Source organism: Hanstruepera neustonica (genome assembly GCF_002895005.1).
Taxonomy (GTDB): domain Bacteria; phylum Bacteroidota; class Bacteroidia; order Flavobacteriales; family Flavobacteriaceae; genus Hanstruepera; species Hanstruepera neustonica.
Genome location: NZ_POWF01000003.1, coordinates 223,196 through 237,697, shown reverse-complemented (window position 1 = coordinate 237,697; position 14,502 = coordinate 223,196). Strand labels below are relative to the sequence as shown.

General features: G+C 34.6%; 12 protein-coding genes. 6 read left to right on the top strand and 6 right to left on the bottom strand.

Annotation, left to right across the window (positions count from 1 at the left end; translation table 11 throughout):
- Positions 1-9: 9 nt before the first annotated feature.
- Positions 10-519 carry a DUF3124 domain-containing protein gene (locus tag C1T31_RS08030; protein WP_103051971.1) on the bottom strand — a complete coding sequence of 170 codons (510 nt, stop codon included), beginning with the start codon at positions 517-519 and terminating at the stop codon, positions 10-12.
- A gap of 93 nt (positions 520-612) precedes the next feature.
- Here C1T31_RS08030 and ctlX point away from each other — a divergent pair, with 93 nt between their 5' ends.
- Positions 613-1,545 carry a citrulline utilization hydrolase CtlX gene (ctlX, locus tag C1T31_RS08025; protein ID WP_103051970.1) on the top strand — a complete coding sequence of 311 codons (933 nt, stop codon included), beginning with the start codon at positions 613-615 and terminating at the stop codon, positions 1,543-1,545.
- Here the strand turns inward: ctlX and C1T31_RS08020 are convergent, their stop codons facing one another.
- Positions 1,546-3,615, bottom strand: coding sequence for an ATP-binding protein (locus C1T31_RS08020; RefSeq protein WP_103051969.1), 2,070 nt, complete (start codon positions 3,613-3,615; stop codon positions 1,546-1,548).
- A gap of 383 nt (positions 3,616-3,998) precedes the next feature.
- On the opposite strand from C1T31_RS08020, the gene C1T31_RS08015 reads away from it, so the two are divergent.
- Positions 3,999-4,199, top strand: a complete 201-nt coding sequence (locus C1T31_RS08015) for a hypothetical protein (RefSeq protein WP_103051968.1) — start codon at positions 3,999-4,001, stop codon at positions 4,197-4,199.
- Positions 4,200-4,319: 120 nt separating this feature from the next.
- Positions 4,320-6,098 (top strand): arginine--tRNA ligase, encoded by a 1,779-nt coding sequence (gene argS / locus C1T31_RS08010; RefSeq protein ID WP_103051967.1) that lies wholly within the window; start codon positions 4,320-4,322, stop codon positions 6,096-6,098.
- Positions 6,099-6,247: 149 nt separating this feature from the next.
- Here the strand turns inward: argS and C1T31_RS08005 are convergent, their stop codons facing one another.
- Positions 6,248-6,634 (bottom strand): hypothetical protein, encoded by a 387-nt coding sequence (locus tag C1T31_RS08005; RefSeq protein ID WP_103051966.1) that lies wholly within the window; start codon positions 6,632-6,634, stop codon positions 6,248-6,250.
- Between the two features lie 196 nt (positions 6,635-6,830).
- Here C1T31_RS08005 and C1T31_RS08000 point away from each other — a divergent pair, with 196 nt between their 5' ends.
- On the top strand, positions 6,831-7,328 hold the full coding sequence (locus C1T31_RS08000) for a hypothetical protein (protein ID WP_103051965.1): 498 nt from the start codon (positions 6,831-6,833) through the stop codon (positions 7,326-7,328).
- Positions 7,329-7,332: 4 nt separating this feature from the next.
- On the opposite strand, the gene C1T31_RS07995 is transcribed toward C1T31_RS08000, so the two are convergent.
- The 3 genes from C1T31_RS07995 to C1T31_RS07985 are packed head-to-tail and all read right to left on the bottom strand — an operon-like array spanning position 7,333 to position 11,082.
- Complete coding sequence (locus C1T31_RS07995) at positions 7,333-9,624, bottom strand: TonB-dependent receptor plug domain-containing protein (RefSeq protein WP_243398909.1); 2,292 nt, start codon at positions 9,622-9,624, stop codon at positions 7,333-7,335.
- Positions 9,617-10,510 carry a FecR family protein gene (locus C1T31_RS07990; RefSeq protein ID WP_103051964.1) on the bottom strand — a complete coding sequence of 298 codons (894 nt, stop codon included), beginning with the start codon at positions 10,508-10,510 and terminating at the stop codon, positions 9,617-9,619. Before C1T31_RS07990 ends, C1T31_RS07995 begins: the two co-directional genes overlap by 8 nt.
- A 56-nt stretch (positions 10,511-10,566) precedes the next feature.
- The gene (locus C1T31_RS07985; protein WP_103051963.1) at positions 10,567-11,082 is read right to left on the bottom strand and encodes an RNA polymerase sigma factor; all 516 of its coding nucleotides are present in this window, start codon (positions 11,080-11,082) and stop codon (positions 10,567-10,569) included.
- A gap of 100 nt (positions 11,083-11,182) precedes the next feature.
- Between C1T31_RS07985 and C1T31_RS07980 the strand changes: the two genes are divergently transcribed.
- Positions 11,183-13,522, top strand: a complete 2,340-nt coding sequence (locus tag C1T31_RS07980; RefSeq protein WP_103051962.1) for a LamG domain-containing protein — start codon at positions 11,183-11,185, stop codon at positions 13,520-13,522.
- 115 nt (positions 13,523-13,637) lie between these two features.
- Positions 13,638-14,411: a zinc metalloprotease gene (locus C1T31_RS07975; protein WP_243398908.1), complete on the top strand. Its 774-nt coding sequence runs from the start codon at positions 13,638-13,640 to the stop codon at positions 14,409-14,411.
- Positions 14,412-14,502: the final 91 nt, after the last annotated feature.

Sequence of the window (14,502 nt, the reverse complement as noted above, 5' to 3'; positions counted from 1 at the left end):
GATAAAAGATTAGTTTATGGCAATACCTTGAGTTGTGAATGAAATACCCAATTGGCCGATGGTTGAAATCATGACAGCTTCAAAAAACGGTTCATGTAAGTCTGCTTTAGTGGCCCAATCAAACACAAAATTAGCACCAGGGCCACCCGTTGTATCTCTTTCATCAATTACAATTTCTATGGTTTCTAATGGTTTGATGTCAATGGGAAAGTCAAAATATGTACGGATGAGGTTTCCTTTGGTATCGTAATATGAAGCCTTTTTAAGATAAATGGATTCGTGTGGATTGATGTTTCTTAAGCTTACAGTAGCAGTAAGATTAACAGTTAGATGTTCGGATTCACTATAGATTTCTGAATAAACGGGCAAATAGCTTTGTCCATTTTTTAAACTATCATTAATAGGTGCTGTAACACGTCGTTTCTCCCAGTTTACAGGGTTTATGGAACTAATTTCCTTGTCTTTTTCACAAGACCAGAAACATATAGGAATTAGTATGATAATGAATAGATGTTTCATCAAAAGTAATTTATCTCAATTTAGCAATTTTATTGTTTTGTACCAGTGATTTTCATTTTAAAAAAAAGTAATTTTGCATAATTTTAGACAACTATGCATCAAACAACAAATACCATTTTAATGATTCGTCCAGTTAACTTCAGGATGAATGAACAAACTGCCGTTAATAATTATTTTCAGGAAGATTTAAATATCAAAAATGCTGAAATTAATAAAAAGGCCCAAGAAGAATTTGATGCCTTTGTTGATAAATTGCTTGCTGTGGGAGTTCATGTGATTGTTGAAAATGATGATAAATTAATGGATACACCTGATTCCATTTTCCCTAATAATTGGGTGAGTTTTCATGAAAATGGTGACGTAGCGCTATACCCTATGTTTGCTGAAAATAGACGAAAAGAGAGACGGGATGAGGTGTTTATTAGATTGGAGCAAGAAGGATTTAAAATTGAAAATATCATTGATTATACCAGTGCTGAAGACGAGGGGATTTTTTTGGAGGGAACTGGAAGTTTGCTGTTGGACAGAATAAACCATAAGGCTTACTGCGCATTGTCACCAAGAGCAGATGAAGATTTATTCATTGAATTTTGTGAGGATTTTGAATATTCACCCATTGTGTTTACTGCCAATCAAACGGTAGATGGTAAGCGGCTACCAATATATCATACTAATGTCATGATGTGTTTGGCTGAAAAGTTTGCGGTCATATGTTTGGATAGTATTGATGATAAAAAAGAACGAAAACAAGTTGTTAAAAGCCTAAAGGAAGATGGCAAAGCCATTATTGCCATTACTGAATCGCAAATGCATCAATTTGCAGGTAATATGTTACAGGTGCAAGGGCATTTGAATCAGCGTTATTTAGTAATGAGTGAATCGGCATATAATAGTTTAACGAAATCTCAAATAGCTGAAATAGAAAAATTCTGCCCAATTGTTTACAGCTCTCTTGAAACCATTGAAACCTGTGGTGGCGGCAGTGCCCGATGTATGATGGCAGAAGTGTTTTTGCCTAAAGCCTGATTAGGTATTTTGAGGATTTGATTTAGGAAGCTCGACATAGAAAGTACTGCCCTTGTTTAGGTCACTTTCTACCCAAATTTTTCCGTGATTTAAATCCACAAGCTCTTTACAGATACTCAAACCAAGACCGGTACCTTTTTCGTTTCCAGTACCGATAGTGGTAAACGTGCTGCTTTTGAATAATTTTTTCTGATTTTCTGGTGAAATACCAACTCCTGTATCTGAAATACTAATGATTGATTTACCACTGCTAATATGATTTGAAATAGTAATGGTATCACCTTCTTTGCTAAACTTAATAGCGTTGGTCAATAGGTTTTGAATAACAATTTCAATCATGCTTCTGTCCGCATAAACAAAATCGCGAAGGGTTTTATTTCTTAATAGGATGCCTTTCTTGTCCATTTTTTGCTCCAACAACTGAACTTTTTCTTCAAAAACTTCTTGAATATCAAATAATGATGGATTAGACTCTAAAGATTGCATTTGAGATTTTGACCAGTTTAATAAGTTGAATAACAACATGGATGCGTTGTTGGCATTTTCACTTAATTCTGGAATCAAGCTGTTGAATTCACTTTGTGATAATTGATCATCTTTTAATAAATCGATAAACCCTTTAATGGACGATAAGGAATCTTTTAAGTCATGGGATACAATAGAAAATAATTTGTCTTTAACCTTATTAATGTCCTCCAAATGCTTGGTTTGTTCTAAAATAGCCTCGTTCTGTAATTCAATTTTTTTATTTTTGTCTTCCAGTTCACGAGTGTATTGCAGATTGCTGTTTCGTTTGACATAGGTTAAAATAAAAAATACAATAACAATTGCAGTCAATGCAACCAGAGCATAAACTAATAATTTGAGATCTTTAAGTTTTTTCTCATTGGCCAGATTCTCTTTTTTGTGTTCCTCAACAAGTGCTAAATTGGTATTCGTGTTAGATTGAGTGAGACTTTTTAAGGCGTCTTCATCAATAGACGCATACGAAGGTTTTATGATTTTTTCATCATCAAGCTCTTTTTTCAACTCGTAATAATCACGTTGCCATTTAAAAGCCCGTTCAAAGTTTCTGTTGGTAGAATCTAATTGCCTTCTTAATGCTAAATTTTTCAGTAATTCAGGTTTGTTATCAATTGATTCGGCGATATTTCCGGCTTCATTCAATCGAATATCGGCCAGTTTTACACGTCTTTCCTGAATGTTCAGTTTTCCTAAATTGTTTAACGAAATTAAAAGACCCAATTGATTGTTGGTTTTTCTATTAAGTTGTAAGCCTTCTATTAGGTAGGCTGAAGCTTGTTCAAAATCTTTAAAATATAAATATTCACCACCTAAACGCGGTAAAATTTCACCTCTTAAAGAATCGTTTTCAGTACCAATGGCATCCAGAACTTTTTCGTAATATTCTATGGCTTTGCGGTTTTCCTTTTCTTGAGAATACAATTCCGCTAATGCTTTATGCGTATTGATGATACCGGCTTCGTTATTCAAATCTTTTTCAACTTCAAGTCTTTTTAAATTGAATTCAATTGATTTGGTACGATCATTTGTTTTATTGTAAGCCGTAGCTAAATTTTTATATGCTGAACAGAGTTCTCTTTTGAGATTACGCTTTTCTAATTCTTCAATAGCAGAAAGGGAATACTCTAAACCTTTAGCATAATTACCGCGTTCAATTTCTATTAAACCAATACTGTTATTGACTTTAGCAACGTTGAGGGTGTCTTGTTGTGCCAAGAATAACTCTTTGGATTTGGCATAATTGGCAATGGCATTGATGTAGTCATTCTTTTTGGCGTAAATCAAGGCCTTGTAATAGGTTATTTCGGCTATACCTTTTTCGTAATTTAAATCATTGGATAACTTCTCACTTTGTGCAATATATTGCAATGCTTTGCTATAATCACCTTGATTATAAAGCACCTTGACAAGTCGTAAGGATGTTTTGACTTTAGAGGTATCAGATTTTTGAAAAGCTAACTGAATAGTAAGACTGTCCTGTTCCATGGTTTGAGAAAAACCAGTAAAAACAGATAGGAAAATAATTATAGTAATTAAATTCTTCATACAGTAAAAACACAGCAGTCATCAACACCTGTCTTCCATCGAAGTGAAAACATGCATATCCTACAAGCTTGTGATATGTTAGTTAGTTTAAGAAAGTCCATTAATTTGGGGATTAATAGCATTACATAACAAAAATTAACAAAACCCTCACAAAAAGCTAATTTTTGGGTTTTAATACCAAAAAATTAGTTGAAATGGCGTGCCAAATTTTTGTAAAAAAAGGACTACTCGATTAACGGCAAATAACTCGGAAAAACAACACTTTTGTCGATGAAATGCACGTTTTAAAAATTCTAAATTCTGAATCTGTAATTAATTGATTTTGAGCACTATAATTTTATTAGAGATTTTGCGTATCTTCAGTAAAATAAAACTTATAAAATATGAACAATACAATTAAAAAAATCTTGCTGATAGTTGGAATCATAATAGTTGGATACGGAATTTACACGCTAGTAGCACCGGAGGCCTCTATAGGTATTGGCGACTTAAGTATCGAAGCTCAAGACAATGATAACTCTTATGTGACCATAGCTTTGGGATTGGCATCCATAGCCTTGAGCTTTTTGGGAAGAAAAAAATAGTGAATTCAATTATATGTAATTTATGAGTCTGTCGGTTATTTCGACAGACTTTTTTATGTTCCTTAATTACAGGTTTCTCTTTAGGAAAAGTCTTATCTTTGCAGTCTTAAAAAAACAAAAATGAATCTTCAGGAAACGCTTTTAGAGTCAGTAAAACAAGCAGTAAAAGATATCTATAATGTAGAATTGTCTACGGTTGAATTTCAGGCAACACGTAGGGAGTTTCCAGGTGACATTACTGTTGTTGTATTTTCAATGCTGCGTGAGGTTAAAGGTAATCCTGTTCAAATAGGTGAAAAAATAGGTGAACATCTAACCGAACATGTTGATTTGGTTAAAGGCTTCAACGTGGTCAAAGGATTTTTGAATATTGAGATTCAGGACGGTTATTTCTTGGATAGTTTCCATGATATATTTAAAGATTCTGAATTTGGTATTGTGAAGCCAAATCCTAATGATAAGGCAATTATGGTGGAGTATTCATCACCCAATACCAACAAGCCATTGCATTTAGGACATATACGTAATAATCTGTTGGGTTATAGTGTGTCCGAAATTTTAAAGGCTTCAGGTAAAAAGGTTTATAAAACTCAAATTATCAATGACCGAGGCATTCATATTTGCAAGAGTATGTTGGCATGGCAACGCTTTGGGAATGGTGAAACACCCGAAAGCACAGGTTTAAAAGGCGATAAGTTGGTTGGGAACTACTATGTGAAGTTTGACCAAGAATATAAAAAAGAGATAACGGATTTAATTGCTCAAGGTAAAACTGAAGAAGAAGCTAAAAAAGAAGCAACTATTTTATTGGAAGCCCAAGATATGCTTCGTCAATGGGAGGCTGGTGATGCCGAGGTTGTGAAACTTTGGGAAACCATGAACGGTTGGGTTTATGATGGGTTTAATATAACGTATAATAATCTGGGTGTTGACTTTGATAAACTGTACTACGAAAGCGAAACCTATTTGTTGGGTAAGGAGTTTGTAGCAGAAGGACTGAAATCGGGTGTTTTTTATAAAAAAGATGACGGTTCAGTTTGGTGTGATTTGACTGAAGACGGTCTGGATGAAAAGATCGTGCAACGTGCTGATGGCACGGCGGTTTACATGACTCAAGATATTGGAACAGCTATTCAGCGAGTTAAAGATTATCCAGATGTTGGTGGCATGGTTTATACAGTGGGTAATGAGCAGGAATATCATTTTAAAGTCTTGTTTTTAATTATCAAAAAATTAGGCTTTGAATGGGCTGAAAACCTGTATCATTTGAGTTATGGTATGGTTGATTTACCTAGCGGAAAAATGAAAAGCCGTGAAGGAACCGTTGTTGATGCTGATGACTTAATGGTGGAAATGGAACAAACTGCCGAAGATATTTCCAAGGAGTTAGGTAAACTGGATGGATATTCTGATGCTGATAAACAAGACTTGTATCATACCATTGGTTTGGGTGCATTGAAATACTATATTTTAAAGGTTGACCCACGAAAGCGTATTTTGTTTGATCCTAAAGAGTCTGTCGATTTTCAAGGTAATACAGGGCCATTTATTCAATATACCTATGCACGAATTCAGGCGATTTTAAGAAAAGCCAATTTTGATTACAGCAGTCAAGTAACTCCTGAAAATTTGCATGATAAAGAACGTGAACTTATTAAGCAGGTGCAGTTATTCCCAGAAATTGTGCAACAAGCAGCAGCTAATTATAGTCCGGCTTTGATTGCTAATTATACCTATGACCTGGTTAAAGAGTTCAACTCGTTTTACCAAAACGTATCGATTTTAGGAGCAGACAATGACACTGATAAAGTATTTAGAGTTCAATTGTCTCAAGTTGTTGGAAGAACCATTAAGCAAGCTTTTGCGCTATTAGGTATTCAGGTCCCGGATAGGATGTAGGTTATGTTTAGCTTATTGGATTATGTATGACTCAATTTTGGAGAAACTAATTGAGCTTTCAGAGTAGAAATCGAGTCAAACTAAAGGGAATAGTTTTTGGCTCAACATTCAGTAAGTAATGGTTTCAGATCGTTCATGTAGAATGTTTTTTATCTTATAAATTCAGAAACGACAAATTCCATTGTTTTAGTTTCCTCGTTGTAGTCAGTTTTATTATCCATATACCTATCAAATTCTGAAAATCTTAAAATCAGTTTTCCATTTTTTATTTCATATTTTCCCTTTCCTTTTGCTCCTGAAACATAACCAATAGTTCCACATGTTTCGTTTTTGTCTTTTTCTTCTATTTGTTTTTCCTCAATGGTCAAAGGTGACCAATTGTAATACTTCAGATACTCAAATTCATTATTTGAACTTAAGGAGATGTAGGTTAGTTTGTCCTTGTAGACATGCTGTCCAATTTCTAACTTTTTTTGAGCAGAAAGATTAAAGGATTTAAGGAGAATTAATAATATAATTAATCTACTGAAATTCATTTTAGTAATTTACTTTTCAAAAGATTTACAATGTTAAGGAATTGAAGCCGTTTTAAGATTGTTATCCACCATTAGACTAAATTAGGTTTTTAATTTAACAAATTCAATACATACTTACATGTAATTTTTGGTCAATTAATTTTATATGGTCATTTGAGTCTCGAAAATTTGTATAATTTTATAAAAAATTAAAATTATGAAAACGTTAATCTCTAGTACAAAAGTTTTAGCATTGTCTCTGTTATTTGTTTTAGGGGCTTGTTCCAGTTCAAACGATAATAGCAATACCACTGTTGGAGGTGGAAATGGAGGTGGCAATGGTGGTGGTAATAATGTGTCTTTGCAGGTACAACAGGTTAATGCTTTAATGCAGCAAGGTTCCTGGCGTGTCGTTTTTTATTTTGATACAGACCATGAGGAAACTAATAATTATACGGGTTTTGCCTTTATGTTTAATTCGCAGGGCAGTGTAGCGGCAACAGATGGTATTGACACCCACAACGGAACATGGTTAGTGAACAACAATAGTGATAATGATGGTGTGAATTTTAATCTCAATTTTGCATCGCCTCCAAATTATGAAGAACTTTCTGATGATTGGGATGTGGAAGCCTACAACGATACACGAATCGAATTGAAAAGTGTGAGTGGTGGTAATGGTGGTACAGACGAACTGATATTCGAAAAAATATAATCTTTTAAAAACTCACCCTAAACGTCACGTTGGGTGTCATGCCCAAAGATTCTGTATTGATTTCGGAAATGGTGTTTGAATCTGTTAATCGGTAGTAGCGATTAATGGTGTTTTTGGTGTTGAAGATATTCCAAAGGGAAGCACCAATGTGGGCATGCCAGTTTTTGGCAATATTAATTTTATAGGTAGCCGAGCAATCTGCTCTAAAGTAAGACGATAGATTGTTGCTGTTAGGTTCTAAATAATTGATGTCATTTCCCGAAACAGGATTGGAAACATTATAATAAGTCGTGGGTCTGCCAGAACGCCAATTGAAACCCAGTGCCAGTTTTAAATTGTTGATACTGTATGTTCCAGCAAAAGTCACCTGATGTCTAATGTTTATATTGTTTGGAAATTGATTTCCATTGTTTAAATCATCAAAGGTGTAATTGTTTTTACTCAATGAATAGCTTAACCAAGTGCTCCAATTGTCAAATTGCTGATTGATTAAAAAATCTAAACCCGTTACACTATAAGAACCAATGGCATTGGTATATTGGTACTGATTTTGGAATCCTTGGCTTCGGGTTGTAATGCCATCCACGTGTTTGATGTAGCCTTCCAAACTAATAAGGAGTTTCTTCTTTTGGTAATGGGTTCCTAATGATACCTGCTGACTTTGAATGATGGGGATATCATCATTGTTTGCCAGTATCCAGCGTCTTTTTTCGACACCTAAAAAGTCATCTTGTAAATCAATGATTTGAGAAGCTGTTTGGCTTTTTAGCTCAGCCAATAGCTCTAATCGGAAGTCATTGGCTATTTTTTGATTGATCACCAAGCGTGGTTCTAAAAAGAAATCAGAAAACTTCTCAAAATAATTGGCTCTAATACCTAATCTGGCATGTGTTTTTCCTGAATTGGATTTAAAACTTACTTCATTAAAAAGACCATGCGACCTTAAAACATCCTTTATGTAACGTCTGTATTCCGGATTGTTCACATCTTCCAGATTACTCATGCCAATTTCTGCATATTGGTAACCACCCAAATAATTCAAGTTTTGATTTATCTGATAATTGGCTTGCAATTCAAACCGGTTATCACGAACATCATTTTCCTGAATAAGCCGTTGGTTATTATCAATATCATTGTTTCTTGAGTTTAAATCGTAATTAGAAAGTGAAATCTTAAAACTGGTTTGCAACTTCGAATGCCATTGCCGCTTGTAGTCAATTCCTAAAGCTGTACTCTCCTGAATAAGCTTGCTCGTTGAGGATTGTTTGTTCGCTATTCCGGTGGCTGTTTCTCTATAGTCTAAGGAATTAAAAATCTTTAATCCGCTAACGGTGATGAGGTCTTTTTTTGAAAGTTTAAAAGTGAGTTTTGACGACACATCATAAAAATAAAAGCGCTCATCTTGAGTGACCTGATTATTATTCTGTTGTGTTAGGTCCGAATCTTGAAAAATTCGATCAAAATATTGGTCATAAGTAGGTGTGTTAAATACATCGGTGAGAGATCGTCTGGCAGATACCTGAATGCCAATTTTATCAGTAACAGGTATTTTGGCGAAACCATCATAAGCAATCAGGTTGCTTCCCAATCCACCAATTATTTTGTTAGCATTACTATCTGATGTATGCATATTGATTATCCCTGAAACGCCATCACCATATTCCGCACTACTGCCATTTTTGGATATTGAAATATCATGAATCAATGTTGGGTTAAATGGTGAAATCAATCCAAAAAAATGACCTGATTGATACATTTTGATACCATCCCAGAGAATTAAATTTTGGTCATTGGTGCCACCACGAATATTAAGGTTGGATACGCGTTCATCAACACTAATGATGCCTGGTAAGGCCTGTATGGTTTGCAAAACATCGGGTTCGATTAGTCCAGGTAAGATGCCAAATTCATCTAGATTAATTTTTGAAGTACCATCTGTTTGTAATGAGATACCTTCGGTAAGGTATTTGGTTATGAGAACTTCGTCTAAAAACTGGGTAGGCGCATTACCGTTTATGATCACATAATTATTGGGGCTAATTTCTTGGAATACAAGATTGGTTTCCCGTTGTATGAAAGTCAATATCGTATTGAGTGATTGTTCGCCTTTGGGTAAAGTAATCACCTTGTCGGCAATATGCTCATCAGCATATGAAAAGCGTATCTGATACTGCTCGGATAGTAATTCAAGAGCATCGGATAGGGGTTGTTTGCCGTTACTTAAGTTTTGGGCACCAACAGAAATAGTAAATAGCAGTAACAAACAGCTAAAAATTTTGATTTTTATGCTACTCACGGTTTAGTACAATCACACTATTTTTAATTGTAAAGTTAATATTTAGAGGTAATGTAATGGCTTTCAAGGCCAATTCCTGATCGTTATGTACAAAACTACCAGTATACAGCTTGTCCGTATCAATAGATTCTGTATTGAAAGTCACATGATATTGTCTTTCAAACTCGCGTAGCACATACTTGTAAGGAATACTCTTAAAATAACTTTCATTTTGTAACCAACTAGGTTGATTGTTTTTTTCTTTTTCTTGAGCAATATAATTCCCATCAATAATTAAAAACTGATCTCCAGGTTTTAATATTTTAGTTTGGTTATTGGAAATGACTTTGACGGAACCTTCATAGCAAACGGTTTCAAAAAAGCCTGGTCTATTTTTAACATTGAATTCTGTTCCCAACACGGTTACGGTACCATTATCAGTAATCACATTGAATTCCGAACCCTTTTCCACATCAAAGTAGGCTTCGCCATTCAAATTGACATCACGTTTCGATTGCCAATCGTGTTTATTATAGGTCAATTGCGATTGCGCATTCAAACTAACCTTGCTTTGGTCAGGTAGGTAAATCTCCGTTTTTTCAGCAAAATATGTAGTGGTTGTTGTGTCTAATGTGGTCGTGTAGAAATAAACAGCCAGTAGCACAGCAATAATGGAGGCTATGCGCAAAAATGGTTTAAACCAAGATATTTTAGATTTTTCTAATGAAATTTTATCCTGAATATTTAAATATGCAGATTCACTGTCAAAATCCGGAGCCTTAAAACCTTCCAGGGAATTTGATAGTTTTGTTAGTTCACGATAGTCATCCAAAGCCTGAAAAGCCTGAAGTTCCTCGGCGTTTAAGTCGTGGTCTAACCATTTTTTTATTAAATATTCTCTATCCATAAATGGGTCACTTAATTATATAACAGGTTCATCCTCATTTTTCCTACCTCAAAATTTTAAATGCCATCAATTTCTTGACGCAATTGTTTTAATGCACCATAAATTCGCTTTTCTACTGCTTTTTGAGAGATGTTTAAAATGTCTGCGATTTCCTTGAGTTTTTTACCTTCAATCCGATTCATCAAAAAAGCTACACGTTGCGCTTCAGACAAATTAGCAATAGCGTTTTGTAATTTTATTTTATACTCGTGTTCTTCCATGATGAATTCCGGGTTCTCATTGGTTGAAGATTTGGGTTTCGTTTGCTGAAATTTTAAAACTACTTTTTGATGAGCAATATCATTCAGCGTTAAATTATTGGCTACCGTAAATAAAAATGATTTGGCTTTAGATGGTGCTACATCTTGACATTTTTGCCAGAGTTTCACAAAAGCTTCTTGTACTTTATCCTGTGGATTTATATGGCTGCCAAATTTATAGTACAAAAAATCATGTAAATCTTTTGCATAGCTATTAAATGCCTTTGAAAACAGGGCTTCATCACATATATGGTCATTTAAATCTTTAGGCATTTTTAAATTTTATGCTCGTAAATGTATAAAAAAAGAAATTCAGGGTAGGACATTTTTAAATTGAGCTGTTATATTGTAAATAACCAATAAAATTCACGTTATGAAATTTAGATTATCACTTTTCTTGCTGCTTATGCTTTTATTTGTTGGCGTATCATGTCAGGAAGAAGCCAACGAAGAAACACCTCCAAATCAAGAAGAAACGATCGCACCAAATTCTACTTTGGCCAATTTAATGCGACATACGGCTGCCAATGATGGAACGATTGATAATATCATGGATGGTAGTGATTGTTTTTCGGTGAATTTGCCAGTAACCATTATAGCTAATGGTATTACATTGACTATTGAATCGATAGATGATTTTAGTTTGATTGAAGCCATTTTTGATGAAAATAATACTAATGAGGATACTATTGAGTTTTTGTTTCCTATTACGATTATATTAAATGATTATACCGAAATAACTATTGAAACACTTGAGGAACTGGATGCTTTTATTGAAAGCTGTGTAGTAAATGAAGAGGTAATTGAATGTGTGGATTTTGTTTATCCGATAATTTTCTCAATTTATAATACGAATTTCCAAATTATTGATACCGTTGAAATTAATAATGACTATGAATTGTATGTCTTTTTGGAAGGATTGGAAACCGATAATCAAGGTGCTGTATTGGCTAGTTTAAATTTTCCAGTGACGCTTGTTTATGCAAATGGGGATACCGTTGAAGTGAATGGTAATCAAGAGTTGGAAGAGGCCATTAATGCCGCTAATGAGAATTGTGAGGATGATATTATAGTGGATTGCGGAATGAATCTTGCTGAATTGGAAGCACATTTAGTAGAGTGTGATATGGTAGGCTATACATTTAATGTTGCGGGAGATGCCATCGATGAAAATTATTTGAACTTCAATTCAAATGGTGAAGTTATAGTAAATGGTACGCCAGCTGTAACAGAAGTAGCTTCATGGGTTCTAACAGAGTCAAATTCAGGATATATATTAACTATTGCTGGGCTAGAAACGTTTAACCTATTAAATGGTGAATGGTCTTTATTAGGCTGTGAAAGAGATAGAATAGTATTTACCCAAGGAGAAGGAGATAATACTATTACACTAGAATTGGAGCAAGATTGTTCAGGTAATGAAACACCATTCGATTGCTTTGGCAACACCACAGTAACAGCTTGTGATTTTGACAATGACGGATTTGCAACTTTTGAATTGGAAACACTGGTACTTGGTAATGTTATTTGTGATGTTGACTTCACACCGTCTTTTCATATATCTCAAACCAATGCGGAAGCTGATGTAAATCCCATAGCGGAACCAAATGCTTTTGTAAATACGACAAATCCGCAAACGGTTTACTTAAGAATTGAAGCACTCAATGGTGATTTTGAAGTGTTTACCATAGAACTTGTTGTTGAAGATTGCAGTAGTTCGTGTCCTGAACAAGAAGTGGATGCTTATTTGGTAGAATGTATATGGAATGTTGTTGATTTTGATAACAGCAATGATTTAGCAGTATATGATTTAGACTTTAACGCTGATGGTACTGTTGTTATAACTGGTAATGGATTGACCATAGTATCCATGTGGTCTACTTCACAAACAGGTGCAGGTACCATAGTTGAATTTAGCAATGTAGCTGGACCTGATATTCAAGCTATAACTGGTAGCTGGGTTATTGTGGATTGTCGTGATGATAGATTGGTGATGCAAGCTGTAAACAGTAACAGTACCATGGTTATGGAACAGGATTGTTCTAATTGTGACAATCCGGGTGTATTGACCAATGATTTGGTTATTTACATACCATTTGGGGGTGAGGCTCAAGATTTAATTACTGGCGATGTTGTACAAAATATCACCAATGATTTTGTAACTGACAGAGCCGGAAACACTACTTGTGCGATTGGATTCACAGGAAATGATAATATTTCTATTCCAGTCACAGCCGAAAATCAAATTGTACAAGGCGATAGTTTTTCAATAAGTGTTTGGTTTAAAATGCAAAATACAGTAGCTGGTGATTTAGAAATATTTTTTAGAAAACCGGGTAATGCAACTGTTGGTTTCAACCTAGGTGTTTATGACTTAAATACACCATTATTTGGGGATAATTTAGGTACAACATTATGGGATAATGACTGGAATCAAGAGGTTGATGTTACTTGGGATAATACAGATTGGCATCACCTAACGGTAACTGTTGACTCTAATAACACCGTGAGACTTTACAGAGATGGTGCATTGAGAAATGTTGTAGAAAATTCAAATCTTACCATTGGATCTGACCCAACTTCTGAATATCTCATTGGAGAAGGTTTTCAAGGACATTTAGATGATTTACGAGTGTATAAACGTACCTTAAGTGATAATGAAGTAGGCGACTTATACAATTTAGAAGCGGATTGTTTCCAATGTTTGGAATAATTAATAGGTTAATAAATAGTTGATTAAGAGAGGCTACCGCTATGGTGGCCTTTTTTTTAATCCAACTTGTAAAAATTTTCGTATATAAATTGTATAACTACAAAAAGATATGATTATGATGAAAATGAGAATAACGCGCATTCTAGTACTATTAGTTTTAATGATGTCATGCTCTAAAGATGATGCAAGTTCAAACTATTCAAATGGTGTTAATGTTGCAAACTTTCAGAGTACTGGGTCCTCATCTAATGATTTGTTGTCTGCAAATAACTTTACAAGTATGGTTATTGAAATGGCTTATGTAGAAGGTTATGAACCAACAGAATTAGCTAAAAACCACTTGTTAGCATTTTTAGAAGATAGAACATTCAAGCCTAATGGTATCACAATAGAAACTCGCGCAATCCCTTCTCTAGGATTAAGTTCTTATTCCATAGATGATATTTCCAGCATCGAAGCCGCAAACAGAACAAAATACAATTTTGGAGACCAAATAGCAGTTTGGATATTTTTTGCTGATGCACCTTCTTCTAGTAGCAGTTCTTCAGGGGTGGTTTTGGGTACGGCCTATAGAAATACATCATTCGTAATTTTTGAAGAAGATATCCATAATTACAGTGATAGTGCTTTGGAGCCAAGCCGAAGTGTTTTAGAATCCACGGTCATAGAGCATGAGTTTGGACACTTATTAGGATTAACCAATTTAGGTACGCCACTACAATCCCCTCATGAAGATTTAGCGCACCCAAAACATTGTGATGATGAAAATTGCTTAATGTATTGGGCTGCCGAAACAGGTGAAGGCATTTTAAATATGCTCTCTGGTGGAACTGTACCTGAACTTGATAATGCCTGTTTGGCAGACCTTCAGGCTAATGGCGGTAGATAATAAAAAGAAAAGGCAACTCAAAGCGAGTTGCTTTTTTTATTTTCTTTTTAATAAAAGGAAACTTTATAAATACAGGACAAATACTTAAATT

Coding starts and splice junctions, on each gene's coding strand:
- C1T31_RS07990 (WP_103051964.1), bottom strand. CDS start 10,510: ATGGATAGAGAATATTTAATAAAAAAATGGTTAGACCACGACTTAAAC.
- C1T31_RS07980 (WP_103051962.1), top strand. CDS start 11,183: ATGAAATTTAGATTATCACTTTTCTTGCTGCTTATGCTTTTATTTGTT.
- C1T31_RS08005 (WP_103051966.1), bottom strand. CDS start 6,634: ATGAATTTCAGTAGATTAATTATATTATTAATTCTCCTTAAATCCTTT.
- C1T31_RS08015 (WP_103051968.1), top strand. CDS start 3,999: ATGAACAATACAATTAAAAAAATCTTGCTGATAGTTGGAATCATAATA.
- C1T31_RS08030 (WP_103051971.1), bottom strand. CDS start 519: ATGAAACATCTATTCATTATCATACTAATTCCTATATGTTTCTGGTCT.
- C1T31_RS07985 (WP_103051963.1), bottom strand. CDS start 11,082: ATGCCTAAAGATTTAAATGACCATATATGTGATGAAGCCCTGTTTTCA.
- ctlX (WP_103051970.1), top strand. CDS start 613: ATGCATCAAACAACAAATACCATTTTAATGATTCGTCCAGTTAACTTC.
- C1T31_RS08000 (WP_103051965.1), top strand. CDS start 6,831: ATGAAAACGTTAATCTCTAGTACAAAAGTTTTAGCATTGTCTCTGTTA.
- C1T31_RS08020 (WP_103051969.1), bottom strand. CDS start 3,615: ATGAAGAATTTAATTACTATAATTATTTTCCTATCTGTTTTTACTGGT.
- argS (WP_103051967.1), top strand. CDS start 4,320: ATGAATCTTCAGGAAACGCTTTTAGAGTCAGTAAAACAAGCAGTAAAA.
- C1T31_RS07975 (WP_243398908.1), top strand. CDS start 13,638: ATGATGAAAATGAGAATAACGCGCATTCTAGTACTATTAGTTTTAATG.